30 protein-coding genes are annotated in these 26713 nt (G+C 62.8%); 10 read left to right on the plus strand and 20 right to left on the minus strand.

Going from position 1 to position 26713, the window contains the following annotated elements:
- Positions 1 to 75 precede the first annotated feature (75 nt).
- Together AC1RM7_RS01270 and AC1RM7_RS01275 are read right to left on the minus strand one after the other, a co-directional pair.
- Positions 76 to 858, minus strand: a complete 783-nt coding sequence (locus tag AC1RM7_RS01270; protein WP_024920060.1) for an outer membrane protein — start codon at positions 856 to 858, stop codon at positions 76 to 78.
- 305 nt (positions 859 to 1163) lie between these two features.
- Positions 1164 to 1916: an outer membrane protein gene (locus tag AC1RM7_RS01275; protein WP_024920058.1), complete on the minus strand. Its 753-nt coding sequence runs from the start codon at positions 1914 to 1916 to the stop codon at positions 1164 to 1166.
- A gap of 21 nt (positions 1917 to 1937) precedes the next feature.
- On the opposite strand from AC1RM7_RS01275, the gene AC1RM7_RS01280 reads away from it, so the two are divergent.
- Positions 1938 to 2549 carry a helix-turn-helix transcriptional regulator gene (locus AC1RM7_RS01280; RefSeq protein ID WP_244434496.1) on the plus strand — a complete coding sequence of 204 codons (612 nt, stop codon included), beginning with the start codon at positions 1938 to 1940 and terminating at the stop codon, positions 2547 to 2549.
- 19 nt (positions 2550 to 2568) lie between these two features.
- Here the strand turns inward: AC1RM7_RS01280 and AC1RM7_RS01285 are convergent, their stop codons facing one another.
- Entirely contained in the window at positions 2569 to 2775 is a 207-nt protein-coding gene (locus AC1RM7_RS01285) for a hypothetical protein (protein WP_006020246.1), read from the minus strand.
- A gap of 222 nt (positions 2776 to 2997) precedes the next feature.
- Between AC1RM7_RS01285 and AC1RM7_RS01290 the strand changes: the two genes are divergently transcribed.
- The 3 genes from AC1RM7_RS01290 to der all read left to right on the plus strand — a co-directional run bounded on the left by AC1RM7_RS01290 (position 2998) and on the right by der (position 5640).
- Positions 2998 to 3651, plus strand: a complete 654-nt coding sequence (locus tag AC1RM7_RS01290; RefSeq protein ID WP_024920056.1) for a tetratricopeptide repeat protein — start codon at positions 2998 to 3000, stop codon at positions 3649 to 3651.
- A gap of 11 nt (positions 3652 to 3662) precedes the next feature.
- Positions 3663 to 4181: a hypothetical protein gene (locus tag AC1RM7_RS01295; RefSeq protein ID WP_024920055.1), complete on the plus strand. Its 519-nt coding sequence runs from the start codon at positions 3663 to 3665 to the stop codon at positions 4179 to 4181.
- Positions 4182 to 4242: 61 nt separating this feature from the next.
- The gene (gene der / locus AC1RM7_RS01300; RefSeq protein WP_024920054.1) at positions 4243 to 5640 is read left to right on the plus strand and encodes a ribosome biogenesis GTPase Der; all 1398 of its coding nucleotides are present in this window, start codon (positions 4243 to 4245) and stop codon (positions 5638 to 5640) included.
- A 24-nt stretch (positions 5641 to 5664) separates the two neighbouring features.
- Here the strand turns inward: der and AC1RM7_RS01305 are convergent, their stop codons facing one another.
- Positions 5665 to 5997 carry a hypothetical protein gene (locus AC1RM7_RS01305; RefSeq protein ID WP_244434495.1) on the minus strand — a complete coding sequence of 111 codons (333 nt, stop codon included), beginning with the start codon at positions 5995 to 5997 and terminating at the stop codon, positions 5665 to 5667.
- Between the two features lie 177 nt (positions 5998 to 6174).
- On the opposite strand from AC1RM7_RS01305, the gene AC1RM7_RS01310 reads away from it, so the two are divergent.
- On the plus strand, positions 6175 to 7380 hold the full coding sequence (locus tag AC1RM7_RS01310) for a Spy/CpxP family protein refolding chaperone (RefSeq protein ID WP_492838341.1): 1206 nt from the start codon (positions 6175 to 6177) through the stop codon (positions 7378 to 7380).
- A gap of 26 nt (positions 7381 to 7406) precedes the next feature.
- On the opposite strand, the gene AC1RM7_RS01315 is transcribed toward AC1RM7_RS01310, so the two are convergent.
- The 3 genes from AC1RM7_RS01315 to AC1RM7_RS01325 form a co-directional block, all read right to left on the minus strand.
- A complete protein-coding gene (locus AC1RM7_RS01315; protein ID WP_024920052.1) occupies positions 7407 to 8231 on the minus strand; it encodes a class I SAM-dependent methyltransferase in 825 nt (274 codons plus the stop codon).
- A 44-nt stretch (positions 8232 to 8275) separates the two neighbouring features.
- The gene (locus AC1RM7_RS01320; RefSeq protein ID WP_024920051.1) at positions 8276 to 8653 is read right to left on the minus strand and encodes a DUF2147 domain-containing protein; all 378 of its coding nucleotides are present in this window, start codon (positions 8651 to 8653) and stop codon (positions 8276 to 8278) included.
- Positions 8654 to 8753: 100 nt separating this feature from the next.
- Complete coding sequence (locus AC1RM7_RS01325) at positions 8754 to 9497, minus strand: SDR family NAD(P)-dependent oxidoreductase (RefSeq protein WP_024920050.1); 744 nt, start codon at positions 9495 to 9497, stop codon at positions 8754 to 8756.
- 221 nt (positions 9498 to 9718) lie between these two features.
- Here AC1RM7_RS01325 and AC1RM7_RS01330 point away from each other — a divergent pair, with 221 nt between their 5' ends.
- A complete protein-coding gene (locus AC1RM7_RS01330; protein ID WP_492943870.1) occupies positions 9719 to 10855 on the plus strand; it encodes a GNAT family N-acetyltransferase in 1137 nt (378 codons plus the stop codon).
- Between the two features lie 28 nt (positions 10856 to 10883).
- Here the strand turns inward: AC1RM7_RS01330 and purF are convergent, their stop codons facing one another.
- The 4 genes from purF to AC1RM7_RS01350 form a co-directional block, all read right to left on the minus strand.
- On the minus strand, positions 10884 to 12401 hold the full coding sequence (gene purF, locus AC1RM7_RS01335; protein WP_006020255.1) for an amidophosphoribosyltransferase: 1518 nt from the start codon (positions 12399 to 12401) through the stop codon (positions 10884 to 10886).
- 43 nt (positions 12402 to 12444) lie between these two features.
- The gene (locus AC1RM7_RS01340; protein ID WP_006020256.1) at positions 12445 to 13092 is read right to left on the minus strand and encodes a CvpA family protein; all 648 of its coding nucleotides are present in this window, start codon (positions 13090 to 13092) and stop codon (positions 12445 to 12447) included.
- 266 nt (positions 13093 to 13358) lie between these two features.
- Positions 13359 to 14777: a DNA repair protein RadA gene (gene radA, locus AC1RM7_RS01345; protein WP_024920048.1), complete on the minus strand. Its 1419-nt coding sequence runs from the start codon at positions 14775 to 14777 to the stop codon at positions 13359 to 13361.
- 71 nt (positions 14778 to 14848) lie between these two features.
- The gene (locus tag AC1RM7_RS01350; RefSeq protein WP_275451140.1) at positions 14849 to 14971 is read right to left on the minus strand and encodes a hypothetical protein; all 123 of its coding nucleotides are present in this window, start codon (positions 14969 to 14971) and stop codon (positions 14849 to 14851) included.
- Here AC1RM7_RS01350 and AC1RM7_RS01355 point away from each other — a divergent pair.
- On the plus strand, positions 14970 to 16076 hold the full coding sequence (locus AC1RM7_RS01355; RefSeq protein ID WP_024920047.1) for an NHL repeat-containing protein: 1107 nt from the start codon (positions 14970 to 14972) through the stop codon (positions 16074 to 16076). The two genes, AC1RM7_RS01350 and AC1RM7_RS01355, sit on opposite strands and share 2 nt — an antisense overlap.
- 129 nt (positions 16077 to 16205) lie before the next feature.
- On the opposite strand, the gene cnbZ is transcribed toward AC1RM7_RS01355, so the two are convergent.
- The 5 genes from cnbZ to AC1RM7_RS01380 form a co-directional block, all read right to left on the minus strand.
- Positions 16206 to 16961 carry a 2-amino-5-chloromuconate deaminase CnbZ gene (cnbZ, locus tag AC1RM7_RS01360; RefSeq protein WP_024920046.1) on the minus strand — a complete coding sequence of 252 codons (756 nt, stop codon included), beginning with the start codon at positions 16959 to 16961 and terminating at the stop codon, positions 16206 to 16208.
- Between the two features lie 50 nt (positions 16962 to 17011).
- Complete coding sequence (alr, locus tag AC1RM7_RS01365) at positions 17012 to 18187, minus strand: alanine racemase (protein ID WP_024920045.1); 1176 nt, start codon at positions 18185 to 18187, stop codon at positions 17012 to 17014.
- Between the two features lie 81 nt (positions 18188 to 18268).
- Positions 18269 to 19768 (minus strand): replicative DNA helicase, encoded by a 1500-nt coding sequence (locus tag AC1RM7_RS01370; protein ID WP_024920044.1) that lies wholly within the window; start codon positions 19766 to 19768, stop codon positions 18269 to 18271.
- Positions 19769 to 19942: 174 nt separating this feature from the next.
- Positions 19943 to 21199 (minus strand): cyclopropane fatty acid synthase, encoded by a 1257-nt coding sequence (locus tag AC1RM7_RS01375; RefSeq protein WP_492838347.1) that lies wholly within the window; start codon positions 21197 to 21199, stop codon positions 19943 to 19945.
- A 169-nt stretch (positions 21200 to 21368) separates the two neighbouring features.
- Entirely contained in the window at positions 21369 to 21689 is a 321-nt protein-coding gene (locus AC1RM7_RS01380; protein ID WP_024920042.1) for a hypothetical protein, read from the minus strand.
- 425 nt (positions 21690 to 22114) lie between these two features.
- Here AC1RM7_RS01380 and AC1RM7_RS01385 point away from each other — a divergent pair, with 425 nt between their 5' ends.
- The 3 genes from AC1RM7_RS01385 to AC1RM7_RS01395 all read left to right on the plus strand — a co-directional run bounded on the left by AC1RM7_RS01385 (position 22115) and on the right by AC1RM7_RS01395 (position 24113).
- A complete protein-coding gene (locus AC1RM7_RS01385; protein ID WP_024920040.1) occupies positions 22115 to 22975 on the plus strand; it encodes a hypothetical protein in 861 nt (286 codons plus the stop codon).
- 98 nt (positions 22976 to 23073) lie between these two features.
- A complete protein-coding gene (locus tag AC1RM7_RS01390) occupies positions 23074 to 23658 on the plus strand; it encodes a TetR/AcrR family transcriptional regulator (RefSeq protein ID WP_024920039.1) in 585 nt (194 codons plus the stop codon).
- Positions 23658 to 24113 carry a PaaI family thioesterase gene (locus AC1RM7_RS01395; protein ID WP_024920038.1) on the plus strand — a complete coding sequence of 152 codons (456 nt, stop codon included), beginning with the start codon at positions 23658 to 23660 and terminating at the stop codon, positions 24111 to 24113. The genes AC1RM7_RS01390 and AC1RM7_RS01395 overlap by 1 nt, the downstream gene beginning before the upstream one ends.
- A 66-nt stretch (positions 24114 to 24179) precedes the next feature.
- Here AC1RM7_RS01395 and rplI read toward each other — a convergent pair whose 3' ends face one another.
- The 4 genes from rplI to rpsF all read right to left on the minus strand — a co-directional run bounded on the left by rplI (position 24180) and on the right by rpsF (position 26660).
- Positions 24180 to 24782 carry a 50S ribosomal protein L9 gene (gene rplI / locus AC1RM7_RS01400; RefSeq protein ID WP_024920037.1) on the minus strand — a complete coding sequence of 201 codons (603 nt, stop codon included), beginning with the start codon at positions 24780 to 24782 and terminating at the stop codon, positions 24180 to 24182.
- 52 nt (positions 24783 to 24834) lie between these two features.
- Positions 24835 to 25800: a DUF2232 domain-containing protein gene (locus tag AC1RM7_RS01405; protein WP_024920036.1), complete on the minus strand. Its 966-nt coding sequence runs from the start codon at positions 25798 to 25800 to the stop codon at positions 24835 to 24837.
- Positions 25801 to 25938: 138 nt separating this feature from the next.
- A complete protein-coding gene (rpsR, locus tag AC1RM7_RS01410) occupies positions 25939 to 26178 on the minus strand; it encodes a 30S ribosomal protein S18 (RefSeq protein ID WP_002711478.1) in 240 nt (79 codons plus the stop codon).
- Positions 26179 to 26183: 5 nt separating this feature from the next.
- Positions 26184 to 26660 carry a 30S ribosomal protein S6 gene (rpsF, locus tag AC1RM7_RS01415; protein WP_006020268.1) on the minus strand — a complete coding sequence of 159 codons (477 nt, stop codon included), beginning with the start codon at positions 26658 to 26660 and terminating at the stop codon, positions 26184 to 26186.
- Positions 26661 to 26713 lie beyond the last annotated feature (53 nt).

The following is a 26713-nucleotide window of genomic DNA, read 5'->3' on the forward strand; positions in this document are numbered from 1 at the left end:
GGATTGCGCCGGGCTTGAGTTTTTGAACTGGAGAAAACAGATCGGTGGCGCGGCCCAGGCCGCGCCACTCACCGTTCAGAACTTGTAGTTCACGGCTGCGCGAACGACATGGAATCTGTTCTCGTATGTGGTCACGAGATTGGAACCTGGAGTCGACGTCGGGTTGATAACCGTCTCGTTTCCGAGATCGTAGTAGAGATATTCAGCTCTCACCGTCCAGTTGTTGGCAACCGCGTATTCCACGCCGCCACCTGCAACCCATCCAGACAGGGTCCTGCTTGTTGTGAGAGGGTTGTTCACTGCGAAGCCGGTGTAGTCAGTGCGATAGTCCACGCCGCCAAAGGCGCCGCCGCCGGTGCCGTAGATCAGCCAGCGATCCCACACCCAGCCGAGCCGGCCACGGATGCTGGCTAGCCAGTTGACGTTCTGATCCGCAACATGGTTGAAGCCGAAGGGTCCGATCGGAGCGCCGCCCGTGGTGATTGGACGGGTATTGTTATTGCGGATCCCGGTGCCCGAAATATCGCCTTCGATGCCGAGCAGCCAGTTGGGCGCGAACTGCCAGTTATATCCAACCTGACCACCGCCCACGACACCGGCCTGGTTGCCGTTGCCGAATGAGGCCGTATCAAATCCCGGGAAGAGGTCGTTTCTCTGAGTGATGGATGAGTCACTCCAGCCGCCGCCAGCATGAAGACCGGCATAGAAGCCGGTCCAGCTCCAGACAGGAGCAATGATTGGAGGCGGAGCCTTGTACCGCGGAGCCATGTCCGCGGCATATGCGCTGCCTATTGTGAAGAACGATGTACTGCTGATTGTGCAGGCCATGACGGCCGCCGTCGCAAGAAATTTCCGCATGATGCACTCCCCAAAAAAATGTCTGAGTTTGGCAGTCGAGCCGGAAATGCCCTTGAGAAAATACCATCACAAAAAGCAGCCGATGACTGTCACCTGCAAGTCACGTTCCGACAGCAATTTGAAGAGGTTAGGTCAGTGGTACTGGCGTAAGTGCCTTATTTTGAAATGCGTTTTCGTGCAATTCGCGCGCGATAGCGCGTGCATCGCGAACGAAATGAAAAAGCCCGGCGCAGTGCACCGGGCCTGAGTTTCGAAACTGGAGAAGAGAATTGATGGCGCAACCGTGAGGCCGCGCCACCAAGGACTCAGAACTTGTAGTTCACGCCTGCGCGGACGACATTCACCTTTGTGCTGAAAGTGGTGTTGTACGCGAGAGGTGGGGCCACAACCGACACGTTCGACACCGCCTCCGAGCCGAAATCGTAATAGAGATATTCGAGCCGCGCGGTCCAGTTGTTGGCAAATGCATATTCAGCGCCGCCGCCGACAGTCCAGCCCGATTTGGTCGTGTTGAAGTTGCCGGAATTGAAAAGTCCGAACCCGGTGAGGTTGGTGCGGTAGTTGATATCAGCCCAGGCCGCGCCGCCTGTTACATACACAAGCCAGCGATCCGCGGCATAGCCGAACCGGCCGCGTACGCTTGCCATCCAGTCAATGTTGCGATCAGCCTCGTGCGTAAACGCTGCGCCTATCGGCCCTCCGCCGAGCGTGATGGGTGCTGCGCTCGACTTGCGAATTCCCGTTCCGGAAATGTCGCCTTCGATGCCGAGCACCCAGTTCGGCGCGAATTGCCAGTTGTAGCCGATCTGGCCGCCGCCAACGACGCCACTGCCGTTGCCGCCCAGTCTGGCGGTGTCAAAGGGACCGAATCCCGAGACAGTCGCGGTCGCGTCGCCATCGCTCCAGCCGCCGCCGACATGACCGCCGATATAGAAGCCGGTCCAGCTCCACACCGGCGCCATGACTGGCGCCTTGGTGTAACGCGGTCCGAGATCGGCCGCTGATGCCGATGCCGACGTCACTGCAATCAACGCTGCGGCCGCAAAAAGCTTTCTCATAAATTTCTCCGTATGATCTGAATGAATTCATCTGCCCAGCCGTCCGGGGCTGCGTTCATTGTCAGCGAACAGACCCGGTTCGACGGCGCAAATCATCGTGGCGCGAAGCTAGGAGCGCAGAGAACGCGAGTCTTGGACTGCGCGGCACATCCTTGGACTAAACGCTACCCGCACTCCGATTTGAACCGGCTGTGTCTATCCAGCGACACACCCTTGGGCGGGCATTCGCCCCAAGGGTGGATGGATTTCATGGATGGCTATTCTTTTGCGATGCGCAGTTCGCGATTGGGCGCGATCAAGGCGTTTATCGTTTCAGAGATTGATAATCCCGCGCTGTGTCTGGCGGACATTGCTGCGCATCAGGGCATTTCGTCGAGCTATGTCAGGAAGCTGTTCGCTGGCGAAAGAACGAGGTTCACGGCCTTCGTTCTCGAAACCCGACTCGAATATGTTTCGCGGATGCTGCTCGATCCCGACAACCGCGCGCAGTCCATCAGCGCCATCGCGCTGAAATGCGGCTTCAACGATATTTCCTATTTCAACCGTGTCTTCCGCCGGCGCTACGGCTGCACGCCGTCCGATCTAAGGCGAGGGCGCAGCGAAGCTGATCCGGTGGAAAGCGCGACGGCATAGCGCCGTCGCGTGGAGGCGCTCACTGCGAACGGCTGAGCTGCTCTTCGGTCACGATCCGCTCGATGTTTTCGGTCTTGCTCCGGATGCGGTATCGCACGCGGCCATCTGCCTCGATCGGCATGCAGCCAATGATCGTGTAGACGTTCGACCGGATTTTCTCGGCGCGGCCCTGGGGCCCCTGACTCTGATGATGGACGTCGTCGTTGATCGAAAAGCTGTGGGTCATGGTTTCTCCTGCTGCGGCGGGTTGTAGCAGCCGGTCGGGGTAAAGCAACGATACCGGCGGTCCTGGGCTTTGAGACAGGTTAACGCTTTGATCCGGCTCACTTTGCCTTGCGGTCGCCATACCGGTACTGTATCGCCGCCATCACATCGGGGGAGCCGCGCGGGCTGCGTGGCCGATGGCGGGATCATATCTCTTTCATACCATGTCGGGCGGGACAATTAAGTGTCTGAAATATTTAATGAAATAGACGAGGACTTGCGCCGGGAGCAGATCAAGAAGCTCTGGGAGCGGTACTCGATCTTCGTCATTGCGGCAGCGATTCTGATTGTCGCCGGTGTTGGCGGCTGGCGCGGCTACCAGTATCTCGAGGCCAAGAAGGCCGCCGAGGCCGGGGCCGCTTTCGAAGCTGCGATTGCGCTGTCCGAGCAGGGCAAGAAGAGCGAGGCCGAGGCCGCCTTCGCCAAGATCGCGTCCGACGGCTCCAAGGGTTATCGCGTGCTGGCGCGGCTGCGCGCCGCCGCGGACGCCGCAGCCGCCAACCCGCAGGCCGCTGCCAAGCTTTACGACGCCATCGCGGCCGACCCGAGCGTCTCCGCCTCGGAACAGGATCTTGCGCGCATTCGCGCTGCCGGGCTGATGATGGAAACCGAACCCTATGCGGCCATGCGCCAGCGCCTTGAACCCGCGACCGGCGAGGGCCGGACCTATCGGCACACCGCCCGCGAGTTGCTGGCCCTTTCCGCCTATCGCACCAACGATGCCGTTGCTGCCCGTCAATGGCTCGACATGATCGGCAACGATGCGCGCACGCCAGCCAGTATGCGCAGCCGTGCAGAGGCTTTGCAGGCCTTGCTGCCGCCCGCCGCGAAAAGCTGAACGAGACATCGATGCACCGCTCGCAACGCCTGATTGCCGCCACTGTCCTTGCTGCGATGTCGCTTGCCCTTGCCGGCTGTTCCAGCGGCAATTTCGACCCGACCGATCTGATGGATATGTTCGACACCAAGAAGAAGCTGCCCGGCGAGCGCCGGCCGGTTTTCCCTGAGGGTGTGCCGGGCGTCGAGCAGGGCGTGCCTCGGGACATGTACAAGGGCGCTGCCCGCCAGGATGCGCCGCCGGTTGCCGAGACACCGCCGCCTGCGCCGGAGCCGAAGGCCAAATCGAGCAAGTCCGCAGCCCGCGAGGCCGAGCCGTTCCCGACGCCGGTCGACGATGCCAGCGCGCCCGCACCGAAGATGAAGAAGCCCAAGCGGACCCGCATCACGGCGCCGGAGCCGGATGCTGAGCCCGCCGCGCCTGCGCCGCAACGGCAACAGCAGGCCGCACCGCCGCCGCAGGCCGCGCCCCAGCAGCAAGCCCCGGCCTCTTTCCCCGCGCCGCTGCCAAGCGGGGGCTTTGCGCGCTGATTTAGGCTTTCAACGCGCCCCTTTATTGACACGAGGTCCGTAAAGGGCGAACGGATCACCCATGTCTTTTGCCATCGCCATTATCGGCCGCCCCAATGTCGGCAAGTCGACCCTGTTCAACCGGCTGGTTGGACAGAAGCTTGCGCTTGTCGACGACCAGCCGGGCGTGACGCGCGACCGCCGCGAGGGCGACGGACGCCTCGGCGATCTCGAATTCACGCTGATCGATACCGCCGGCCTCGATGAAGGCCCGAAGGGCTCGCTGACCGCGCGCATGCAGGAGCAGACCGAGGCGGCAATCGCCGCCGCCGACGCGCTGATGTTCGTGATCGACGCGCGCGCGGGACTGACCCCGACCGACCGCGCCTTCGCGGACTTCGCGCGCCGCGCCAACAAGCCGGTGGTGCTGGTTGCCAACAAGAGCGAGGGCAAGCACGGCGAGGCGGGCGCGATGGAATCCTACGCGCTCGGGCTCGGCGATCCGATTCCGATTTCCGCTGAACACGGCGAAGGTCTCAGCGACCTCTACGACGCGCTGCGCGTGCTGATGCCTGAGCCGGTCGAGAGAGACGATGAAGAGCACGATCCGGAGTCGTTCGAGAATGTCGATGGCGAGGATGAAAATCTGTCGACGCGCCCGATCCGTGTCGCAGTGCTCGGCCGCCCCAACGCCGGCAAATCCACGCTGATCAACCGTCTGCTCGGCGAGGAACGGCTGCTGACCAGCCCCGAAGCCGGAACGACGCGCGATTCCATCGCTGTCGACGTGATGTGGAAGGGCCGCGAGTTTCGCGTGTTCGACACCGCAGGCCTGCGGCGGCGCTCGCGTATCGAGGACAAGCTGGAAAAGCTCTCCGTCTCGGACGCGCTGCGCGCGGTGCGTTTCGCGGAAGTCGTCGTGCTGATGATGGACGCGCAGAACAAGTTCGAGGAGCAGGATCTGCGGCTCGCCGATCTGATCGAGCGTGAAGGCCGCGCCATCGTGATCGCGGTCAACAAATGGGACCTGATGGAGCGCGCGCCGAGCCAGATCGCCAGGCTGCGGGAAGATGCCGATCACCTTCTGCCGCAGGTGAAGGGCATGCCGGTGGTCGCGGTGTCCGGCATGATGGGCGAGGGCATCGACCGGCTGATGAGCGCCATCGAGGACGCCTATGGTGTCTGGAACCGGCGCATCTCGACCGCATCGCTCAATCGCTGGTTCGAGCAGGCGGTTCAGAACAATCCGCCGCCAGCGGTGTCGGGCAGGCGGCTCAAGCTCAATTACATTACGCAGGCCAAGGCGCGCCCGCCGAGCTTCGTGGTGTTCTGTTCGCGCGCGGACGCGATCCCGGAATCCTATCTGCGCTACTTGGTGAACAGCATGCGCGGCGCCTTCGATCTGCCCGGCACGCCGATCCGCATCACGCTGCGCGAGAAGGACAACCCGTTCGCACATAAAGCCAAGCGGAAGTCTTGACGCCCGGGCAACCGGAACAATTTGTCACTCAATGAATTGATTCAGGCTTTGCCCTGGTGGGACCCGCGCGTGCGGCTCCTGCGGTCCGTTGTAGCGGAGGGTGCCATGTCGATCGGCAGGCCTAAGTTCATTTCGCTCCTTGCGCTGGTTTTCGGCGCGCTGTTCTTTATCGCGGCTTATGACGCCGCCTCGGCAAGAGGCGGAGGGCACGGCGGAGGAGGCGGCGGCTTCCATGGCGGTGGAGGCGGTTTTCGAGGCGGCGGGTTCCATGGCGGAGGTTTTCGCGGTGGTGGCGCCGCGTTTCGCGGGAGCGGATTCCGGATGGGTGGAGGGCACGCTTTCTACGGCCGGCCGCATGTCTCCCGCTCATTCTCAAGGCCGAGTTACCGGGGCGGACGGTCCTACGCCATTCATAATCGGCAATTCAATCGCAGCGCGCGGTTCAACTCGTCTCGCGGCTCCGTTGCTCGCAACGCAATGGGGACCTCGAGCACAAGAGCGCTGAACGTTCGTAACACACGCAATGCAAACGCGGTGCGGAATGCATTCCACGCCCGTCCGGTCAACCGGGCCCTGCGCAATGCGAACGCTCTGCGCAACCCGGCGACCCGCGCGCTCGTGACAACGCGCCTCGCGACGGCAGGCTGGCATAACCACAACGGCTGGTGGCGTCATCGCCACGGCGGATTCGGATGGGTCGGACCGGTGTTCTGGCCGTTCGCCTTCTACGACATCTACGGTTACTCGCTGTGGGGCTACGACTACGACGCAGCATTCTGGGACTATGGATATCCCGACATTTATGCGGGCATCTTCGCGCCTTACGGCTACGACGATCTGATCGGCTATTCCGGTTATCTGCCGGGCTATGCTGCCCGGAGCGGGAGAGGCCGGGAGTCGTTTGCGTCGGCCGATCCGAACGATCGCGTGAGTCTGACGCAAATGTGCGGCGAGGACAGCCGCGACATCGCCGGGCTGCCGATCGACGCGATCCAGAAGGCGCTTCAGCCCGACGCAGCCCAGCGCGCGGCGCTCGACGATCTTGCCAACGCCTCGCTGAAGGCAGGGCAGGACATCAAGGCTGCGTGCCCGACAGACATTGCGCTGACGGCTCCGCGACGTCTCGCGGTCATGCAGCAGCGCATCGAGGCGATGATCACCGCGGTGAAAACCGTGCAGCCGCCGCTTGAGAAGTTTTACGGACTTCTGAACGACGAGCAGAAAGCGAAGTTCAACGCCCTCGCGCAGCGGCAACGGCCTGCGCGAGCGTTACAGAGCGCGAATGCGGCGCAACCGAGCTGTGACGTGTCGCAGCCCGGTGTGACCGATTGGCCGGGGTCGATGATCGACCAGGCGGTGAAGCCGAGCGACGATCAGCGTAAAGGGCTGGAAGCTCTTCAGAGCGCCGCGGCCAAGGCATCGGACATGTTGAAGTCGTCCTGCCAGTCAGAGAATGCGAACACGCCGCCGGCGCGGCTCGCGGCTGTCGGCAAGCGGCTCGACACCATGCTGCAAGCGGTGAAGACCGTCCGTACTCCTCTGGACAGCTTCTACGGATCGCTCAACGACGAGCAGAAGGCGAGCTTCGACGCCATCGGCCCGAAGCAGATGAGCGCTGTGAATGAGAACGCTATCGCCCGCAACGACGAGGATACGCCGCGCCGCGCACACAGCCGCCGTCACCATCACTATGGCAATGTCGACTACATGATCCGGCGCATGATGTCGTTCGTCCGCTGAGCCGACGACACGTTAGGTGATGCTTGTTAATTCTTGGCGGTAATGACATGCGCCCGGATCAGGCCGTCCACCGGCCCTTCTCCAAACCGGCGGGCAAGGGCATCGGCGGCGACCTCCGTCGCCTTTTCAAGCAGCGATGCATCGCGCGCCGCGATCTCGTTTTGGAGGGGCGTTCCCTGACAATAGGCAACGGCAACGTCGCGAGGTGATGCGGCCTTGCTTCTGTGGTCGACGGTTTCAGCGGAAATGACCGAGAAACCCGCGGCGGTCAGTTCATCGCGTATTCGCGCAACATCATGGTAGCCGTGCGGAGTGCGGGCCATGAACATGGGCGGGTCTTGCGGAAACAGCGTCGCCAATGACGCAGTCACGATATCGGCGAATTCGTTGTTGCCGATCCGGTCCCATACATTGAAGAAGAAATGGCCGCCCGGCTTCAGGACGCGGCGGGCCTCGCTGAAGCCCTTGATCTTGTCAGGAAAGAACATCGCGCCGAACTGGCAGGCAACGACGTCAAATTCCTGATTACCGAACGGCAGGGCGAGCGCGTCGGCCTGCCGCCAGGTAACCTGACCTGTCATCCGATCAGCCTGAGGCTGCTTTGCCAGGGCATGATCTAGCATCGGCTGATTGAGGTCGGTCGCGACGATTCGGGTCGTGGCGGGAAGCCGCGACACCATCGCTCGCGTCAGGACACCCGTTCCGGCAGCGGTTTCCAGCACACTCGCCGGATCGGTTCTTGCGATCCGCCCGGCGAGGTCGTCTGCGTAAGGCTGGAAAATGAGAGGAACAAACAATCTGTCGTAAATCTCGGGAATTGATCCCGAGAACAGTTTGTCGGTTGCGTCCATGCGATCCTCCGTGATGTGGAAGATGGAGCGCTTCTCACTCGCGTTTAGTTCGCCCGCGTCCAGGTCGAGGACTTGCAGATCATCCCGCCCATGGCGCAGCCTGCCGTCGTCAGCGTGCCGCCCGAGAGCGACATCTTGCCGGAATAGGTCTTGCCGTCTTCCGGATTGAACGCCGAGCCCTTCCACGCATCGGTGCCGTCCGGCTTCATGTCGTAGAAGATCCGCTGGCCAACCTTGGCAGGCGTCTCGACGCCCGGCTTGAGCCAGACGAGCGATCCGCAATACGCGCCGCCGCCGCATGGGCCGATCTTGACCTTTGACGCGCCGCTGTCGCGCAGCCATGTTCCGCTCGGATCGCCTGCAAATGCAGATGTCCCCATGAGCGCGAGAGCAGCAATCGCGGCTGCAATTTTCAATGCCATTCCGTTTCCCCTCAAATATGCGCCAGCCTCTTTGTGCGGGCTTGCGCAAATTGAACAGGGGGACGTGAGGAGTGTCAACCGCGCGGCCTTGTGGCGGACGTTACTCCACCGGCGTGCGGAAACTCTTCAGCGTCTTCGACGGATAGTCGAAGAATTTTCCGGTCTCAAGCCACGAGGGCGCGCACATCGGCACGATGAACTCCGCCGCCTGTTCAGGCGTGTCGAGAGTCATCGGGTCTTCGCCAGGCATCACGGTGGCGCGCATGCGGGTGCGGATCGGACCGGGGCTGAACAGATTGACGCGGATCGGCGTGGTCGCGGTCTCGTTCGCCCAGACGCGCACGAGGGCGTCGAGGGCGGCCTTCGACGCCGCGTAGGGGCCCATATAGGCAGTGGCCTTGTGGGCAATGCCGGAGGTGATGAACACCGCGCGGCCTGCATCGGATTTTTGCAGCAGCGGCTCCATGCAGCGGATCAACTGGAAATTCGCGGTGGTGTTGACCGCGAACATGCTGTCCCAGAATTTTGGATCGGTGTGACCGAGCGGCGAGGACGTTCCCGCGACACCCGCGTTGCCGATCAGAATGTCGAGCTTGCCGTGGCGCTCATTGAGCGCCGCGCCGAGCCGGGCGATGCCATCGAGATCGGTCATGTCGAGCGGGACCAGCGTGGCGTTGCCGCCATCGGCGCGAATGGCGTCGTCGAGTTCTTCGAGACCGCCTTGGGTGCGCGCAACCGCGATGACATGGGCGCCGGCCCGCGCCAGTGCGCGCGCCGTGGCGTAGCCGATGCCGCGCGATGCGCCGGTGACAAGAGCGAAGCGGGAGGCGAGAGGTTTGGTCATAGGGAAAGCCCGATTTTTCCCGCGCCCCGCTTGCGGGGAGAGGGTGGCATGCCGCGTCGGCGGCACGCCGGGTGAGGGGCCTGCTATTGCATAATGCCGCGCATGAATAAACCCATGCCGGACTTGCCCCTCATCCGATCGTTATGGCGATCCGGCTTCTCCCCGCAGGGCGGGGAGATGTCAGGGAGGAAGGCCGTTCCGAACCGTGCTACAGGTCCGGCATGACCCCGAACTCCCCAGCCGCCGCCGGACACCGGTGGCGGGCCATGTCGATCGCCGATCTGCCCCTGGTCAACAAGCTGGCCGCCCGCATTCATCCGGACTATCCGGAGGATGACGCAGTCTTTGCCGAACGGCTGCGACTCTATCCTGAAGGTTGCCGCGTGCTGGAGGGCGAGTGCGGCCTCGTCGCCTATATCGTCAGTCATCCTTGGCGGCATCTGGAACCACCGCCGCTGAATGCATTGCTTGGGGCGCTGCCGTTCCAGCCCTCCACATTCTACATCCACGATCTCGCGCTGGCGCCGGAGGCGCAGGGCACCGGTGCCGGAGCAAGGATTGTTGCGTCGCTCGCGGACCATGCCGCTGCCAGCGGCCACTCCAGCATGTCGCTGATCGCGGTCAACGGCTCCGCAGGCTTCTGGCAACGGCAGGGATTTAAAGCGGTGCACGACCCGCTGCTGGTGTCCAAGCTGCGCAGCTATGGCGACGACGCCCGCTTCATGTCGCGGACACTTCAGGCGCCCGGCTGGCACCCGTCGTCGCAACAGATCGGCGCGCTGTACGAGCGTCATGCCGCAGCGTTCGACCGGGATCGCGGCAAGCGGCTGGTCGAGCGTGTATGGTTCGAGCGTTTCAGAAATGTCATGCCCGACGGTGCGGACGTGCTCGATCTGGGTTGCGGATCGGGTGAGCCGGTCGCGCGCTATTTGATCGAGTCCGGGCATCGCGTGACGGGTGTCGATTCATCGCCGACGCTGATCGGCCTGTGCCGCTCGCGCTTTCCAGGTGAGACGTGGATCGCGGGCGACATGCGCGAGGTTTCTCTGTCGAGACGCTTCGGCGGCGTTGTGGCCTGGAACAGCTTCTTCCATCTGACGCCGGAGGATCAGCGCGCGATGTTCAGGATTTTTAAGGATCACGCTGATCCCGGCGCAGCGCTGATGTTCACCAGCGGGCCGCGGGCAGGCGAGGCGATCGGCACGTATCAGGGCGAGCCGCTCTATCACGCCAGTCTCGATCCGGCGGAATATGAGGCGCTACTTGCCGCGCACGGCTTTTCAACCGTGCAGCATGTCATTGAGGATCAGGATTGCGGAGGGCTGACGGTGTGGCTCGCGCGGACGCAGACCCCCTGAACCGACGCATCCGCCGTATAGCCTATGATCAGCTCGCCTCCGCCAGCAGCGAGAGCTGATGCTGCGGCTGTTCGACCTGTGTCTGGTCGGTAAGGTGCGTCGGGTACGCGCCGGTGAAGCAGTGATCCGCGAACTTCGGATTGGCCGGATCGCGCGCCGGCTCGCCCATGGCGCGGTACATGCCGTCGATCGACAGGAACGCCAGCGAGTCCGCGCCGATGATCTGCCGCATTTCCTCGAGCGTATGTGTCGCCGCCAGAAGTCCGCCACGGTCCGGCAGATCGATGCCGTAGTAGTCCGGATTGACGATCGGCGGCGAGGCGAGGCGGAAATGAACTTCCTTCGCGCCGGCGTCGCGCATCATGCGCACGATCTTCTTGGAGGTGGTGCCGCGCACCAGCGAATCGTCGATCAGGATGATGCGCTTGCCTTCGATGGCGGCGCGGTTGGGCGCGTGCTTCATGCGCACGCCAAGCTCACGCACGCTCTGCGTCGGCTGAATGAAGGTGCGGCCGACATAGTGGTTGCGGATGATGCCAAGCTCGAACGGCACCCCCGAATGCTGGCTATAGCCCACGGCCGCGGGGACGCCGGAATCCGGCACCGGCACGATCACGTCGACGTCGACATGGCTTTCCCGCGCAAGCTGCGCGCCGAAGGCCTTGCGGACTTCGTAGACCGAGCGGCCGCCGACGATGGAGTCGGGCCGCGAGAAATAGATGTATTCGAAGATGCAGGGGCGGGGCGGCTGCGGCGGGAACGGCTTGTGGATCTCCGTGCCCTTCTCGTCGAACACGATGACTTCGCCGGGCTCGATGTCGCGGACATATTTCGCGCCGATGATGTCGAGCGCGCAGGTCTCGGAGGCGAGGATCGGACAGTTGTCGAGTTCGCCGAGCACCAGCGGGCGGATGCCGAGCGGATCCCGCGCGCCGATCAGCTTCTTGTTGGTCAGCGACACCAGCGCATAAGCGCCCTCGATGGCGCGAAGAGCTTCGATATAGCGCTCGATGAAACGGCCGCGCTTCGATTGCGCGACCAGATGCAGGATCACCTCGGTGTCGGTGGTCGATTGCATCATCGCGCCATGGCGGACGAGTTCGCGCCGCAGCGTCAGGCCGTTGGTGAGATTGCCGTTGTGGCCGACGGCAAAGCCGCCTGCATTGAGTTCGGCGAACAGCGGCTGCACGTTGCGAAGAATGGTGCCGCCGGTGGTAGAGTAACGGACATGGCCGACGGCCATATTGCCGGGAAGGCGTTCGATCACTTCGGCGCGGGAGAAGGTGTCGCCGACGAGGCCGAGGCGGCGTTCGGAATGAAAACGGTGGCCGTCGTAGGTGACGATGCCGGCGGCTTCCTGGCCGCGATGCTGAAGGGCGTGAAGGCCGAGGGCAGTGATGGCGGCGGCTTCGGGATGCCCGAAGATGCCGAACACGCCACACTCCTCGCGGAGTGTGTCTCCGTTCAGATCCTTGTCCAGATCGTCATCCAGGTCGTAGTCGGATTTGGAGGGAGGAGTGGAGTGATCGCCGGAAGGGGTTTTCATATGGTCCACCGCGCCCTTGTCTGAGGCAGGACTAGAACTGAATCTAGCGTCCTGCGGCTTTGCCTTCGATCAACTGCTTCATGCCGTCACGGGCTGTTTTCCCGTACCCGCCGTCGTTCCCCACCGTTGCCGTTGTGCGCGGTTCGGGAGCTGCATCAGTCTGCTGCTCCTCGTCGCCCTTTTTCTTGAACCTCTTCAAGATGGTGTTCTCGGGGTCATCCGGCAAGAGGCCCATCAGCCAATCGCCTGTTCCCTGCAACATCACCCGCGACTTGGCGTTACGGACCCAATCTGGCTGTTGTTTGTCCGGCACCAGCCAGGCGAAGAACAAAAATGCCACCACCATGATCAACAAGCCGCGAGCGAGGCCAAACAGGAAGCCCAGGGTGCGGTCGAGCGCGCCGATCCGCGAATCGAGGATCATGTCCGAGATGCGGACCGTGATGATCGACACCACGATCAGTGTCAGGATGAACACGCCGGCTACGACGGCTACCGCCGCGACGGTTTCGTTGTTGAAGTACGTTTTCGCGGTCGGCAGCAGCTTCTGATAGGCGTAGAGCGTGGTCAGGGCTGCGGCGCCCCAGGCCGCGATCGACAGAATCTCGCGCATGAAACCGCGGATCATCGCCAGAAGGCCCGATAACAGCATCACGGCAAGAACGATAATGTCGAGAAGCGTTATCGGCATCGGCTGGTCAGATCCGCTTTCAGTTTCAAAACCCCGAATCGGGTTGTCTCAGGTCCGGATAGCTGACGGCCATATCGCACGTCCCGCAAGGGCCGGGAACCCGCAAAAACCCAGACATCAACGGCAAAACTGCATCGCTCTTATGGATCGCCTGTTGCGGTTAACGATCCGTAGCGGGCGCAATCGGCAGCCGTTGCAACGTCGCGGGCTATATAGCGGCCGGTCACGCCAGCGTCACGCCGCCTTTGGTTCTCAACAGGCTTGATTCAGCCTGAAGCTGCGGTTTTCCCTCGGGCTGTGGCTTTGCTGCCCCGCGCGGCAATGTCCGCAACCAGCGAGGTCAGCGATCCCACCGTATTGAGCGACATTCCGGCGTCGCCGCCGGTATCGCCGCGCGCATTTTCAGGCAGCACGGCGCGGCCGAAGCCGAGCTTGGCGGCCTCCTTCAGCCGGGCCGAGGTCTGGGCCACCGGCCGAACCGCACCCGACAGCGAGATTTCGCCGAAATAGACCGCATCGACCGGCAACGGCGCGTTGGCGAGCGACGACACCAGCGCCGCTGCTGCCGCCATGTCTGCCGCAGGCTCGTTGATCCGCAGGCCGCCGGCGACATTGAAGTAGACGTCGTAGCCGGAGAGCTTGACCCCGCAATGCGCCTCCAGCACCGCGAGCACCATCGAAAGGCGGCTGGATTCCCAACCCACCACCGCGCGTCGCGGCGTTCCGAGCGTTGTCGGCACAACCAGCGCCTGCAGTTCGACCAGCACCGGGCGCGTGCCTTCAAGACCGGCGAACACGGCTGTGCCGGGGCTGCCGAGATCGCGCTCGGACAGGAACAGTTCGGATGGATTGGAGACTTCGCGCAGGCCCAGACCGGTCATCTCGAACACACCGATTTCGTCGGTAGGACCGAAGCGGTTCTTCACCGCGCGCAGGATGCGGAACTGCTGCGAGCCTTCGCCCTCGAAGCTCATCACCGCATCGACCATGTGCTCGACCACACGGGGGCCGGCGATCTGGCCGTCCTTGGTGACGTGACCGACCAGAATAAGGGCCGCGCCGGATTTCTTTGCGAAGCGGATCAGTGCCTGTGCCGATGCGCGGACCTGCGTCACCGTTCCGGGCGCGGATTCGACGGTGTCGGTCCACATGGTCTGGATCGAATCGATCACCACGAGGCGAGGCGGGGTTCCTTCCGACAGCGTGGCGATGATGTCTTCGACGGAGGTCTGCGCGGCCAGCTGCACCGCGGCGTCGGCGAGACCGAGACGCGCGGCGCGAAGACGGACCTGCGCGACGGCCTCTTCACCCGAGATGTAGACCACGCGATGTCCCGCGCGCGCCATCAGGCTGGTGGCCTGGGTCAGCAGTGTCGATTTTCCGATGCCGGGATCGCCGCCGACCAGCAGCACCGAGCCGCGGACGAAGCCGCCGCCGGTGACGCGATCGAGTTCACCCATTCCGGACGACAGGCGGGGCGCTTCGGGACTCGAACCGGTGAGGGTTTCCAGCGCGAACGGCCGGCCCTTGCGCTTGGGGCGCAAATTTGCGGGCATGGACGTGGCGCCGGTCGTGTCTTCTTCAGACAGCGTATTCCACTCACCGCAGGATTCACATTTGCCCTGCCATTTATTGTAGGCGGCTCCGCAATTCTGACAGACGAAGGAGAGGGCGTTTTTCGCCATGGAGGGGCCTGCCAGCGTCGGAGCAACGGGAATCTTGCGTTCCTCTTTTGTTCACATAAAGCGTTAAAAAGTCAACCCATGTCCGCGCCGCGCTGATAGCCGGTTACCGTTTCACCGGCATATGCTGCCGCCATCAGAACAATGACCGCGCGTGACCGATCCGGCACGACCCGGCACTGGGGAGTAAACGTCATGAAATGGATCGCCGCCATTGCCGGCCTCGTCCTCGCGAGCGCCGCTCATGCCGCCGACGCACCGAAATTTCAGGTCGATGCACAGTGGCCGAAGCCGCTGCCCAACAACTGGATCATGGGGCAGGCCGCCGGTGTCGCCGTCGATGCGCAGGATCATGTCTGGGTGGTGCAGCGGCCGCGGACGCTGACCGACGACGAGAAGGCGGCAAGCTTCAACCCGCCGCGCACAAAGTGCTGCATGCCCGCGCCGCCGGTGATGGAGTTCGACCAGCAGGGAAATCTGGTCAAGGCGTGGGGCGGCAAGGGCGAGGGGTACGACTGGCCGGCCAACGAGCATGGCATCTTCATCGATGCCAAAGGTTTTGTCTGGCTCGCGGGAAATGGCGAGACCGACGGGCAGATCCTGAAATTCACCCGGGAGGGCAAGTTCGTGATGCAGATCGGCAAGTCCGGTCCGCAGACCGACAGCAAGGACACCACGCGCCTTGGACGTCCGGCCAATATGACGGTCGATACCGCAGCGAACGAGGTCTATGTCGCGGACGGCTACTACAATCACCGCGTCATCGTGTTCGATAGCGAGACCGGCGCGTTCAAGCGGATGTGGGGCGCCTACGGCAAGCCGCCGACGGATGAGCGGATGGGCGGGTACAATCCCGACGCGCCGCCGTCGCAGCAATTCGCCAACCCGGTGCACTGCGTGCGCATCGCGAAGGACGGGCTTGTCTATGTCTGCGACAGACAGAACAACCGCATTCAGGTGTTCAGGAAGGACGGCAGCTTCGTAAAGGAGATGTTTATCGAGAAGCAGACGCTGGCGAACGGCTCGGTGTGGGATCTCGAAATCTGGAACGATCCCAGGCAGACCTTTCTGATCAATGCGGATGGCGCCAACAACGAGGTTCGTACGCTGGTGCGTGAAAGCGGGGAGATCGTCGGGCGCTTCGGCCGCAACGGCCGCATGGCCGGCGACTTCCACTGGATTCACAATCTGGCGCTGGATTCCAAGGGCAACATCTACACGACCGAAGTCGACAACGGAAAACGCGCGCAGAAATTCCTGCTGATCGGCAACATGGTGCTAAAGAAGCGGAGCGCGAAGTAGGGCGCGACATCGTCATCCTGAGGTGCGAGTTATTGCGAGCCTCGACGGATGACGGTTGCACCGGTTCCCGCCGTCGCCCTTCGAGGTTCGCCGCAAAAGCGGCTCACACCTCAGGGTGACAGCTTTTTCTTACCGTGCGTCGATCACCAGTTCGGTGCGCACGTTGCGAACGTCCACCTCGAACTCCATGCCGATCACGGGTGGCCACGCCGGATACCAGGCGAGGCCGATCTGGCTCACCCTGTATTCGGCGAATACCGTATCGAGCAGCGGGCGAACGTCGTGCACCGTGTAGATCTGCGCGGCTGTCACCGCATCCCACTTGCAGCCGAGCGCATCGACGCGCTCACGCATCGCGTTCATGACGAAGCGTGCCTTGATTTCCAGTCCCTTCAATGACACGTCACGGCCGCCGACGATGCGGTCGGTGGTCACGCCATCGCGGATTTCGGGCTTGCCCGAAATCAGGAAATCGCCCGAGGATCCGGCTTCGGGTACGGTGTAGGTGAAGGCGAAGAACATCGCCTCGCTCGGCACTTCCGTGATCGGCGCAAGATTGCTGCGCGCCAGCGGATTGATGTCGCCGGCCTTGCACCCCCACTGATGCAGGGTCTTCAAATACTCTGCGTTGAAAGCCTGAAACTGCTCGCCGGTCATGGCGGCAGGCGAGCGCAGTTCGCAGGCGGCCAGCGCAGTGATGGGGCGGCCTTCGCGTTCGAGATGCGCCTTGATGAAGGCGAAGCCGTCAGCCATCGGGATCGGACGCGCGAAGCGCACCCGGTGCAGCGCGTATCCCGGCATCGCCGCGACACCGCTTGAGAACGGCCCGCCTGGCGAAACGATGAACCTGTAGTTTCCGGGTTTGAATTCGGTGACGTCGGGCATGCGATTGTCCTTCTTTTTATTTGGGCATGCCCCCTTTCGGGATCATGCCGTTACTCGCCACCTTTGTAGACGCGGGTGTAGCGCCGGCCGAGGCTGGTCAGCACCTCGTAGCCGATGGTGCCGAAGTGGTGCGCAAGCTCATCCACCGTGATCTCATTGTTGAGAAGCGATACCAGCGCGCCGCGGCGGGTCGCACCGGGCGGCACGGCGGTGATATCGATGGCCATCAGGTCCATCGAGATGCGTCCGGCAACCGGGCAACGCTTACCCGCGACCATCACTTCGGCGCTGCGCATGTTATCGATGCTGCCTGCGGCACGGAAATATCCGTCGGCATAACCTGCCGTGACGATCGCCAGCCGCGTCGGCTGCCGCGCCGTCCAGGTGCCGCCATATCCGACGTGCTCGCCTTTCTCGATGTTGCGGACCTGCGCCACGCGTACCTTGAGATCGACCACCGGCAGCATCGGCGTATCGGCTTCCGGCGTTGGATTGACGCCGTAGAGTGCCGCGCCCGGACGTACCAGATCGAAATGGAATTGGGGTCCCAAAAAAATCCCGGACGAATTGGCCAGCGAGGCGGGGACGCCGGAGAACTGCGAGGCGATTTCGCGAAATGTCGCGACCTGTCGTCCGTTGGCCGGATCGTGCAGCATCTCGGCGCTGGTGAGGTGGCTCATCACCAGCGAGATGCCGTGATTGCCGTTCTTGATCCGTGGCAGCAGCGCCTGCGCTTCCATGACGCGGAAGCCGAGGCGGTTCATGCCGGTGTCGATGTGGATCGCTGCCTGACCTTCCCAGCCGCTGGTCTTGCGAAACGCGTCCCACTCGGCGAGTTCGGTGGCGTCGCCGATCACCGGCCGGCAATCGATCTTCGCAAACTGATCGCCTGAGCCCGGGAAAAATCCATCGAGCACGTAGATAGCAGAGGTGGGTGTGACTTCACGCGCCGCGCGCGCCTCGTCCAGTGTGGCGACAAAGAAGGTCCGGCATCCTGCGCGCGCCAGCGCACGGGTCACCTGTGTGATGCCGCAGCCATAGGCGTCGGCTTTCACGACGGCGGCGCAGTCCGCAGGCACCGCATGGCTTTCGAGTTTGCGCCAGTTGGCGACGATGGCGTCGAGGTCGATGGTCAGAACGCCGGTCGCGCCGGCAGGCATGCGCATGTCCGCAGTATTCGCAGCAGTGCCAGATGTGGCGGTCTTGAGATCGGAAGCAGGAGGCATTGGCTCGGGCAGAGGTTCGCAGTGTGATTCAACAGTTGAACCGCACCCTAGCATACTCTTTGCGAGCGAAAGTATGTCCGATCAGCCAAATCGTTCGGGCACCTGGCCGTCATGCGCAAGGTCGCCGAACCGCGTGACGTTGGCGTCGAAGTGCAGGTTGATGGTGCCGGTGGGGCCGTGACGCTGTTTGCCGATGATGACTTCGGCCTTGCCGTGGACCAGCGACATGTCGAGCATCCATTTTTCATGCTCGGGCGTACCGGGGCGCGGCTCCTTGCTCTGGAGATAGTATTCCTCGCGATACACGAACAGCACCACGTCGGCGTCCTGCTCGATCGATCCCGATTCACGCAGGTCCGCGAGCTGCGGGCGTTTGTCGTCGCGGTTTTCGACCTGACGTGACAACTGCGACAGCGCAATGATGGGGACGTTCAATTCCTTGGCCAGCGCCTTGAGGCCGGTGGTGATCTCGGTGATTTCCTGCACGCGGTTGTCGGAGCGTTTTCCCGATCCGGACAGGAGCTGGATGTAGTCGATGATCAGAAGATCGAGACCTTTTTGCCGCTTCAGCCGCCGCGCCCGCGCGGTGAGCTGCGAGATCGAGATGCCGCCGCTGTCATCGACATAGAATGGCAGGTTCTGCATTTCGATGGAGTGGTCGCGAATCTTTTCGAAATCCCGCTCGCTGATGCCGCCACGGCGGATCGAACTTGATGAAATACCGGTACGCTCGGACAGAATACGGGTGGCGAGCTGTTCCGCCGACATTTCCAGCGAGAAGAAGCCGACAATGCCACCGTCGACCGATTTCATCTGACCGTCGGCCTGCACTTCGCCGCGCCAGTTGCGCGCGATGTTGAAGGCGATGTTGGTCGCGAGCGCCGTCTTGCCCATCGCGGGGCGTCCGGCGAGGATGATCAGGTCGGACGGCTGAAGACCGCCCATCTTGGTGTCCATGTCGCGCAGGCCGGAGGCGAGGCCCGACAGGTTGCCGTCGCGGCTGTAGGCGGCGGCGGCCATGTCCACGGCGGTCGTCAGCGCCCGCGAGAATTTCTGGAAGCCGCCGTCGTAGCGTCCGGACTCGGCGAGTTCGTAGAGCTTCTTTTCCGCATCCTCGATCTGCGCGCGCGGTGCGAAGTCAACCGGCGCATCGAACGCGACATTGACCATGTCCTCGCCGACGCGAATGAGATCGCGCCGGATCGACAGATCATAGACGGTGCGCCCGTAATCCTGCGCGTTGATGATGGTCGTCGCCTCGGCGGCGAGGCGGGCGAGGTATTGCGCGACCGTCATGCCACCGAGATCGGTGTCCGCTGGAACGAAGGTCTTCAGCGTGACCGGGGTCGCGATCTTGCCGGCGCGGATCAGGCTGCCTGCGGTCTCAAAAAACAGTTGATGAATCGGCTCGAAGAAGTGCTTCGGCTCAAGGAAGTCCGAGACACGGTAAAAGGCGTCGTTGTTGACCAGGATGGCGCCGAGAAGTCCCTGTTCGGCCTCGATATTGTGAGGCGCAACCCGGTAAGCCGGCGTGCCGGCTTCCGGCGCGAGCTTGATAATGTTCGAATCACTAATGGCCATAGCGGGAGAGTATGCTTCCAATTCGGCGAATACGGGGCGCGTATCAAGCACCGCGGCAGGGCCGGGTGAAAGCGCCATATGGTCTTATGCACGATTCACACAACTTGTTTCGAATGAAACTTGGATTGTCATCAGCGTGAGGCTTGACCGGCCTATGCGCCTGCGCCAGCCGGTTTATTCTCCCGCCAGCCGCAATACCGGTCGTTTCTTAGCCTCCACACCGCGCAGCCGCTCCTCCTCGCGGGCGATGTAATCGCGCGTGATCGGAACCGCGTCCTGCTTCCTGGTGAGCTGAATCTGGAACACCATGCTATTCTGCTTGCGGAACGACATTTCGGACGCACCCAGATAGAATTCCCACATCCGGACAAAGCGTTCGTCGTAAAGCTTCGCAGCTTCCTCGCGCCGGGCGAGGAAACGCTCGCGCCAGGCTTTCAGCGTTTCGGCATAATGCAGCCGCAGGATTTCGATGTCGGCGACCAATAATCCTGCCCGCTCGATCGCCGGCAGGACTTCCGACAGCGCGGGAATGTACCCGCCGGGGAAAATATACTTTGCGACCCACGGGTTGGTAATGCCGGGCCCTTCCGGGCGGCCGATGGAATGCAGCACCATCACGCCGTCGTCGGTGAGCAGTTCCGCGCAACGCTTGAAATAGGTCTCGTAGTAGTCGACGCCGACATGCTCGAACATGCCGACCGACACGATGCGGTCGAACGGGCCGGGCGTCTCGCGATAATCCTGCAAGCGGAATTGCGCGCGGTCGGTCAGGTTGAGTTCACTGGCGCGCGCGTTGGACACGCCGAGTTGCTCTTCGGACAGGGTGACGCCGGTGACGTGCGCTCCTGTCATTTCCGCGAGATAAAGACCGAGTCCGCCCCAGCCGGAGCCGATGTCGAGCAGGCGGTGGCCAGGCTTGACCAGCAGCTTGGCGGCGAGGTGGCGCTTCTTGGCAAGCTGTGCGTCGTCGAGCGTTGAATCCGGCGTCTCGAAGTAGGCGCAACTGTATTGCATGTCGTCGAGGAAGAGCCGGTACAGCCGGCCGTCGAGATCGTAGTGGCTGGCGACGTTGCGTTTCGAGCGGGCGGGCGGATTGAACTGTTGCCAGTGCCGGATCAGGTAGCGAAGCCACCAACGGGACCTGGACCAGCGCGGCACCAAATCCGGCTGACCAAGTACGATTTCCAGCAGATCCGTTATCGACCCGGTTTCGACCACGAAGTCGCCGTCGGTGTAGATTTCGCCCAGCGCAAGTTCGGGGTCGAGCAACAGGTGACGTTCGGCTTCCTTCGTCAGAAACCTCACCGCGACCGGCTTCCCGGCGCCATCGCCGCAGGTGAAGGTTGCCCCGCTTGTCATCGTAAACGTCACTGAGCCACGCCGGATGAACTGGCCCAGGAAAAACCGCAGCAATCGATCCATCGAACGCATGTCCAACGATCCAAAGTGGTCTCACATCCCATAAATGTTGGCAATTTTTGTTCCGGTTTCAATCGCAATTTGCCGTAGGTGGCGGCCGCGGAAGGCTGCTTTGCGTTTTTGTCCGGTGAGCGGAGGGCGGCATGCCGAAAGGGAGCGGCTTTGGCGGGCTGTGACCGGCTCACGCAGTTGCGAAATATCCAGTACCGGCGACTTCTTCCTCGCTTGGCGCTGCACAGAATTCGTTCAGCCGGTGCCTCTCAAGACTGGATTCCTTCTTGACGATGGCTGCGAGCCACTCGTGGTTGGGATCTGCGTTCTTCTCCGGCTGCTGCGGTGATAGACTGTCTCCCGAGTCCCGGGTCGTGCCGGGATCGTGGCCGGAGTGGTGCTTGTGATCACTTGGCGCGGCATCGTTGGCTTGATGACTGCCGGACTTTTGTTCGGCGCCGTCAGCGCATCTGCGCAACATCAGCACCCGCCGCAGGACGAACAAATCCACGAGAAGTTTTATTCGACATGGATGAGGCCGGATAACCCTCATCTATCCTGCTGCAGTCAACACGACTGCTACCCGACCGAAGCTCGCAGCGAAGACGGCGTCTGGTTTGCCAGGCGCCGTGAAGACGGAAGGTGGCTCCGCGTTCCTCCGGAGAAAGTCGAGCAGAAGCGGGACAATCCCGATGGGCGCAGCCACCTCTGCGCGCCCAGACCGGAGCGTGCGTATAGCGCGGACGTCTTCTGTTTCACCCCCGGCAGCGGAATCTAGCCCGGCCGGAACGAGGTTCAGCAATATCAACAACGTTACCCTGATGCGAAATCTCGGTGCTTCCATTCGCGTTATAATCCGCTAAAGGTGACCCGAGGCTGAGGGCAGGGGTGAACCGCCATCCGTCCTTTGACTGGCTATTGATCTGGAGACCTTGGATGTTGAGCCGAGCGCTCATTTTGGCGGCGGTGGCTTTCGTATTGGGCTGTTTCGGGGCAATCCCGGCGGACGCGCAGAATCTCGAAGCCGGGAAGCCTCCCTCCCAGATTTTCTCCAGCACCTGCTCGCTCTGCCACAAGAGTTCGCGCGGATTGCTGAAAACCGTCTCGCCCGGATCGCTGCCAGGTTTCCTGCGCCAGCACTACACCACCAGCACCGACATGGCCGCGGCCATGAGCGCCTATGTTCTCTCCAACGGCGCCGCCAATGCAGCGCCTGGCGGCAACCTGACCAAGCAGGGTCAGGAGGCGAAAACCGGTCCGAAACCGGCCCAGGAGCCGGGTCCGGAACAGGCCGCCAAGGGCCGCAAGCCGACCCGCGAAGCCTCCCGGCCGGATGCCGACGGGTTGCAGAGTGGTCAGCCCGATCCTCAAACGCTGACGGCAAAGCAGAAGGCCGCTGCGGAACGGCGGGCCGCGCGACAGGCGGCCCGAGAGGCTGCGAAAGCGGGCAAGGACGGCTTGCCGCCAAAGAACGAAGCTCGCCATGGCGAGCAGCCCGCAGAGGCGGCCAAACCGGACGTCAAACCCGAGGCAGACAAGGCCGAGCCGCCCAAGGACTCTGACAAGACCGAGACCGCCAAGGTGGACGGAACGCGTGCCGATCCGGTACCCGCGGTCACGCCTGCGCCGAAGGAGGCTGAAAAGCCTGCCGAAGTGGCCGTGGCTCCTCCGAAACAGGATGCGCCGTCGGGTCCGCTGACTATCGACATCGGGCCTGCACCGACACCGAAACCCGTGGTTTCGGCTGGTCCGCCGCCGGTTCCGGCGGGAAACCCGGTGCCGCCAATCTCCCGCTAATCCGCTATCTGGCCGCGCAGCGGGTTACCGCGCGATGACTGCCGTCTTGACTGGAGTCGTGCTCTAGAGCGATACTCCAGTCGACAAGGATGGCCACGATGGCCGGTGCGCGCGACGATCTGCTGACCGCGGCTTTGGCGGTGTTCGATCAGGATGGTTTCGAGGGCGCGACCGTGGCCGCGATCCGTGAACGCGCCGGCGCATCCAACGGCAGCTTCTTCCACTTCTTCAATTCAAAGCGCGAACTCGCGGGCACGCTGTTTCTCGAACTGCTGCGGCGCTATCACATCGCCATGCTCGACGTGATCGATCCGCCGCCTGGCGCGGAGGAAGGCATCGCACGTCTGATCCGCACGCATCTGGACTGGGTCGTCAACAACCGCCGCGAAGCCAATTTTCTGTTCGAGATCTCGCGCAGCGAGTGGGCGCAGGACGTGCGCGACGCGCGCAAGGCGCGCAACGCGACGGTTGCGGAAGGCGTCGAGGCATGGCGCGCGCCACTCGTGGCAAGTGGTGACCTGTTGCCGATGAAGGCATCGCTGTTTCTGAGCCAGATTATCGGACCCGCTCAGTTCGTGTGCCGCGCGTGGCTGTCGGGCCGCGATCCCACCGATCCGCGCCATTATGCCGATGCGCTGATCGCATGCGCCGTTCGTGCGCTGACTGCGAAGGGAGGCCGATAATGCTTCAGACAGATACGGAGTTCACACCGATCGCCGCGCACATCCGCAACAACGTCATGCGGCAGGGATTCATGACTCATGTCGGCGCGGAGGTGACCGATCTCACGCGCGGCACATGCGTCCTGTCGGTGGATCGCCGGCCGGAGCTGTTGCAGCAGAACGGATTCTTCCACGGCGGTGTCACCGCCTTCCTGATCGACAACGCGACCACGATTGCGGCTGCGACAGTGAAGGGGCTGGCGGCGCTGACCGCGGAGTACAAGCTGAACCTGCTCGCACCGGCGTCGGGGGATCGATTGATCTGCCGCGCGCGGGTTGTGAAGCCGGGACGGCAAGTGTCGGTCGTCGCGGCCGACGTGTTCTGTGTCATCGACGGCGCCGAGAAACACACCGCCACCGCGCTGGCATCGATTGCGATGATCGACCAGGCCTTCGCGCCGAAGGTTGTCAGCTAAACAGAAAGCCCGGCCTCGATGAGGGCCGGGCTTTCCTTATTGCAGCGATTGGCTTGCGCCGAAGTTTTACTTCTCTTCGGCTGGAGCAGCCGGCTCGGCCGTGTCGTCGTGCTGCGCTTCCGGATCGAAGAACTCGCCGGCAGCGGCGATAGCTTCTGCGGCCGCATCGCGGTCTTCCTGACGGCTGTTGACGTCTTCGCCGCGGTTGATGCGCTCGGCTTCCGCTTCGGAGCGGGCCACCGTCGTCGACACATGCACTTCGACTTCAGGATGCACGGCGATGGTGATCTTGTGCTGGCCGATGATCTTGATCGGCGCGTCGAGCAGCACCTGCTGACGGTTGAGCGAGACACCGTCGGCTTCGAGCGCAGCCATGATGTCGCGCACCGACACCGAACCGTAGAGCTGGCCGGTTTCCGACGCCTGACGGATGATGACGACGTTGCGGCCGTCGATCTTCTTGGCGACCTCGGTGGCTTCGCCCTTGGCCTTGATGTTCTTGGCCTCGAGGTCGGCCTTCATGCCGTCGTACTTCTCGCGGTTTTCCTTGGTCGCGCGCAGCGCCTTGTTACGCTTGAGCAGGAAGTTGCGGGCGAACCCGTCCTTCACTTTGACCACGTCGCCCATCTGGCCGAGCTTGGCCACGCGTTCCAGCAGAATGACTTCCATTTTATTTCTCCGTTCGGTGTCTGAGTTGATGATGTCGGGTTCAGGTTGAGTGTCAGGTTGTCGGCATGGGCGGTGGCCCGTGCCGCGTCCAGTAGGCTTGTCGAATTCCAAAAATTGCATCGGCGAGACCGAGGCCGATCATTCCAAGGAGCGGCCAGCCGATGAGCAGCGTGCCCGCGTAGGCAGCTCCGATCACGAACGAGCGGCCCGAGAAAGTCTGAGTCACGGTGTGGAGTACCGCAAAGCCGGTGGCGGCATAGGCCATCAGCAGTGCGGCGGTCGTGATCTGCGCCAGCATCGCCAGCAGCCCGCCGACAAAGCAGAGCAGGATGGCTGCCAGCAGCGCCGCCAGCACCATCCTCGGCATCGTGGTGGTGCGCAGATCAGGCCACGGCCGCTTCAGCCGGCCGGATGTAGTGGTGATTTTCGCCGACAGCCACAGATTGAGCGTCAGCGTCATCATCGCGATGATGGTTGCGATGCTCGGGCCGAGCGAAACCAGTGCATCCACGGCGCGATCGGTCTCGCCCTGCGGGATGCTGGCGCGGTTGCGCATCACGCGCGTCACGAAGCCGCGCAAAGCTGCATTGATCGTCTCCGCGTCGCTGCCCAGTGTCAGGAATGCGCTTGCCGTGGTGACGGTCGCGAAGACCGCGGCCCAGACCAGGATGCGTCCGGTCGGATACCAGTCGAGCGCGGGCGCAAGATTCGCCAGTTGCGGATCGTTCGAGACCGGACGGGCCAGCAGCGCCAGATGTCCGAGCCACCACGCAGGCAGCGCGATCGTGAGTGCGAACGCCGCCATGTAAGGAATGCCGAAGATGGCGCCGAGGCCGAGTGCGGCAATGGCACCGCCGATCAGTGCGGTGGCCGATCCCCAGCCGAGCGCCGCGACCATCAGCGGCAGCGGCGCGAGATAAAACAGGACAAGCGAAATCAGCGCGCCCGAAATGATGGACGCGAACATTGTCGCCGACGCGAGGCCGGCCGCCAGTGCGATGAGCAGTCCTGTCATCATCAGCTGTCCTGCTCCTTTCGAGCAGTTAGAGGTTTTTTGAACCCCAACCATCCACGTCCGGCATGACACCAGCGTGTTATGAGAAATAAACGTCGAGAAGCAAGCGAGCGCGCGAATGCCGCGCGCTCGCTTTATCGTTTAGCGGATCACGTAAGGCAGAAGACCGAGGAACCGCGAGCGCTTGATGGCGCGGGCGAGTTCACGCTGCTTCTTTGCCGACACAGCCGTGATGCGGCTCGGCACGATCTTGCCGCGCTCGGACACGTAACGCATCAGCAGCTTCGAATCCTTGTAGTCGATCTTCGGCGCGTTCGGGCCCGTGAACGGGCACGTCTTGCGGCGGCGGAAGAACGGACGGCGTGCACCTGCTTCAGCCATGGTTCTTACTCCTCTACCGACGCGGTTGCGTCATCGTCACGCGAGCGGCGCGGACCGCGGTCACCACGGAAGCCACCGCCTTCGCGGTCGCCGCCACGGAATCCGCCGCCTTCACGATCGCCGCGGAAGCCGCCGCCACCGCGCTCGTCGCGGTCACGCTCGGCCTTGCGCATCATTGCGGAGGGACCTTCCTCCAGCTCGTCGACGCGGACGGTGAGATAACGGATGATGTCTTCGTTGATGCGTTCCTGACGCTCGATCTCGGAGACCACTGCTGCGGGGCCGTCGATGTTGAGCAGCATGAAGTGAGCCTTGCGGTTCTTGTTCATGCGATAGGTGAGGGAGCGCACGCCCCAGTTCTCGGTCTTGGTGACCTTGCCGCCGAGACCTTCGATCACGCCGGTAATCTGCGTGGTGAATTCTTCGACCTGCTGGGCGCTCGCATCCTGACGCGCGAGAAAAACATGCTCGTAAAGAGGCATGGGAGTCCTTTCCAGTGTTAGCGCGGTTCCTGGCGGCAAGCCCTTCGAGACCT

It is taken from the genome of Afipia sp. GW822-FHT03D08 (assembly GCF_058801645.1).

What these genes read in the sequence shown, in the direction of transcription:
- AC1RM7_RS01270 (WP_024920060.1), bottom strand. Translation starts at nt 858, where the DNA reads ATGCGGAAATTTCTTGCGACGGCGGCCGTCATGGCCTGCACAATCAGC.
- AC1RM7_RS01275 (WP_024920058.1), bottom strand. Translation starts at nt 1,916, where the DNA reads ATGAGAAAGCTTTTTGCGGCCGCAGCGTTGATTGCAGTGACGTCGGCA.
- AC1RM7_RS01280 (WP_244434496.1), top strand. Translation starts at nt 1,938, where the DNA reads ATGAATTCATCTGCCCAGCCGTCCGGGGCTGCGTTCATTGTCAGCGAA.
- AC1RM7_RS01285 (WP_006020246.1), bottom strand. Translation starts at nt 2,775, where the DNA reads ATGACCCACAGCTTTTCGATCAACGACGACGTCCATCATCAGAGTCAG.
- AC1RM7_RS01295 (WP_024920055.1), top strand. Translation starts at nt 3,663, where the DNA reads ATGCACCGCTCGCAACGCCTGATTGCCGCCACTGTCCTTGCTGCGATG.
- der (WP_024920054.1), top strand. Translation starts at nt 4,243, where the DNA reads ATGTCTTTTGCCATCGCCATTATCGGCCGCCCCAATGTCGGCAAGTCG.
- AC1RM7_RS01305 (WP_244434495.1), bottom strand. Translation starts at nt 5,997, where the DNA reads ATGCGGCCGGCCGTAGAAAGCGTGCCCTCCACCCATCCGGAATCCGCT.
- AC1RM7_RS01315 (WP_024920052.1), bottom strand. Translation starts at nt 8,231, where the DNA reads ATGGACGCAACCGACAAACTGTTCTCGGGATCAATTCCCGAGATTTAC.
- AC1RM7_RS01320 (WP_024920051.1), bottom strand. Translation starts at nt 8,653, where the DNA reads ATGGCATTGAAAATTGCAGCCGCGATTGCTGCTCTCGCGCTCATGGGG.
- AC1RM7_RS01325 (WP_024920050.1), bottom strand. Translation starts at nt 9,497, where the DNA reads ATGACCAAACCTCTCGCCTCCCGCTTCGCTCTTGTCACCGGCGCATCG.
- AC1RM7_RS01330 (WP_492943870.1), top strand. Translation starts at nt 9,719, where the DNA reads ATGACCCCGAACTCCCCAGCCGCCGCCGGACACCGGTGGCGGGCCATG.
- purF (WP_006020255.1), bottom strand. Translation starts at nt 12,401, where the DNA reads ATGAAAACCCCTTCCGGCGATCACTCCACTCCTCCCTCCAAATCCGAC.
- AC1RM7_RS01340 (WP_006020256.1), bottom strand. Translation starts at nt 13,092, where the DNA reads ATGCCGATAACGCTTCTCGACATTATCGTTCTTGCCGTGATGCTGTTA.
- radA (WP_024920048.1), bottom strand. Translation starts at nt 14,777, where the DNA reads ATGGCGAAAAACGCCCTCTCCTTCGTCTGTCAGAATTGCGGAGCCGCC.
- AC1RM7_RS01355 (WP_024920047.1), top strand. Translation starts at nt 14,970, where the DNA reads ATGAAATGGATCGCCGCCATTGCCGGCCTCGTCCTCGCGAGCGCCGCT.
- AC1RM7_RS01350 (WP_275451140.1), bottom strand. Translation starts at nt 14,971, where the DNA reads ATGACGTTTACTCCCCAGTGCCGGGTCGTGCCGGATCGGTCACGCGCG.
- cnbZ (WP_024920046.1), bottom strand. Translation starts at nt 16,961, where the DNA reads ATGCCCGACGTCACCGAATTCAAACCCGGAAACTACAGGTTCATCGTT.
- alr (WP_024920045.1), bottom strand. Translation starts at nt 18,187, where the DNA reads ATGCCTCCTGCTTCCGATCTCAAGACCGCCACATCTGGCACTGCTGCG.
- AC1RM7_RS01370 (WP_024920044.1), bottom strand. Translation starts at nt 19,768, where the DNA reads ATGGCCATTAGTGATTCGAACATTATCAAGCTCGCGCCGGAAGCCGGC.
- AC1RM7_RS01375 (WP_492838347.1), bottom strand. Translation starts at nt 21,199, where the DNA reads ATGCGTTCGATGGATCGATTGCTGCGGTTTTTCCTGGGCCAGTTCATC.
- AC1RM7_RS01385 (WP_024920040.1), top strand. Translation starts at nt 22,115, where the DNA reads ATGTTGAGCCGAGCGCTCATTTTGGCGGCGGTGGCTTTCGTATTGGGC.
- AC1RM7_RS01390 (WP_024920039.1), top strand. Translation starts at nt 23,074, where the DNA reads ATGGCCGGTGCGCGCGACGATCTGCTGACCGCGGCTTTGGCGGTGTTC.
- AC1RM7_RS01395 (WP_024920038.1), top strand. Translation starts at nt 23,658, where the DNA reads ATGCTTCAGACAGATACGGAGTTCACACCGATCGCCGCGCACATCCGC.
- rplI (WP_024920037.1), bottom strand. Translation starts at nt 24,782, where the DNA reads ATGGAAGTCATTCTGCTGGAACGCGTGGCCAAGCTCGGCCAGATGGGC.
- AC1RM7_RS01405 (WP_024920036.1), bottom strand. Translation starts at nt 25,800, where the DNA reads ATGATGACAGGACTGCTCATCGCACTGGCGGCCGGCCTCGCGTCGGCG.
- rpsR (WP_002711478.1), bottom strand. Translation starts at nt 26,178, where the DNA reads ATGGCTGAAGCAGGTGCACGCCGTCCGTTCTTCCGCCGCCGCAAGACG.
- rpsF (WP_006020268.1), bottom strand. Translation starts at nt 26,660, where the DNA reads ATGCCTCTTTACGAGCATGTTTTTCTCGCGCGTCAGGATGCGAGCGCC.